The sequence below is a fragment of the Pseudomonas typographi genome (assembly GCF_014694385.1).
GTDB classification, from domain to species: domain Bacteria; phylum Pseudomonadota; class Gammaproteobacteria; order Pseudomonadales; family Pseudomonadaceae; genus Aquipseudomonas; species Aquipseudomonas typographi.
The window spans coordinates 1-312 of sequence record NZ_JAAOCA010000159.1 but is presented as its reverse complement, the minus strand read 5'-3'; the positions used below and the strand labels follow the sequence as shown (position 1 = coordinate 312).

At 63.5% G+C, this 312-nt stretch carries 1 protein-coding gene; it reads left to right on the top strand.

What is annotated here, in order from left to right:
• Nucleotides 1-312 (top strand): DUF1983 domain-containing protein (locus HAQ05_RS28215; protein ID WP_190427726.1); only part of this gene is annotated, 312 nt, incomplete at both ends.

The window sequence follows — 312 nt, the reverse complement described above, 5'->3', positions numbered from 1 at the left end:
TTCAGACCGTGGCCACCGCCCAGGCCAGTACCGACGGCACACTTTCGACCATGTGGTCGGTGAAGATGCAGCTCACCACCAACGGCCAGTACGTGGCGGCCGGGATTGGGCTGGGGATCGAGAACACTGGCGCGGGCCTGCAAAGCCAGTTCTTGGTATCGGCAGACCGGTTCGCCGTCGTTGGTACCACCGCCGGGGGGACAGTCTTCACGCCCTTTGTGGTCCAGAGCGGCCAGGTGTACATCAGCCAGGCGTTCATCGCCGACGGCACCATCACCAGCGCGAAGATCGGCGATTACATCCAGTCGACGA